Here is a 409-nt window from a genome sequence, read left to right on the forward strand (position 1 = left end):
GTTGGTGACCTTCTGTGTCACCAGGTCCTCGTTCGGGATCAGGAACTCGCGGCCGTCGCCGGCGGCGACCGAGATGTAGCGGGTCTTCATCGCACTGATACGGCCCTGGCTGTCGCCGATGGTGACGAGGTCGCCCGGCTTCACCGATTTGTCGACCAGCAGAATGATGCCCGAGATGAAGTTGGCGACGATCTTCTGCAGGCCGAAACCGATGCCGACGCCGACCGCGCCGGACAGCACCGCAAGCGCCGACAGGTTGATGCCGACCGCGCTCAACGCAATGGCGACCGCGATCACCATCAGGCCGATGCGAATGATCTTGACCAGCAACACCTGGATCGACGGGGTCAGGTCGGTCGAGCGCGTGATCTGGCCGTCGATGAAATTGCTGGCGATATTGCTCAGCCAC

Annotated in this window: 1 protein-coding gene; it reads right to left on the reverse strand. The window is 62.6% G+C overall.

From position 1 onward, the window contains the following. The coding region (locus GO615_RS28260) for a mechanosensitive ion channel family protein (protein ID WP_169133108.1) at positions 1–409 on the reverse strand (409 nt) is incomplete at both ends.

Source organism: Aromatoleum evansii (assembly GCF_012910805.1).
GTDB classification, from domain to species: Bacteria; Pseudomonadota; Gammaproteobacteria; order Burkholderiales; family Rhodocyclaceae; genus Aromatoleum; species Aromatoleum evansii.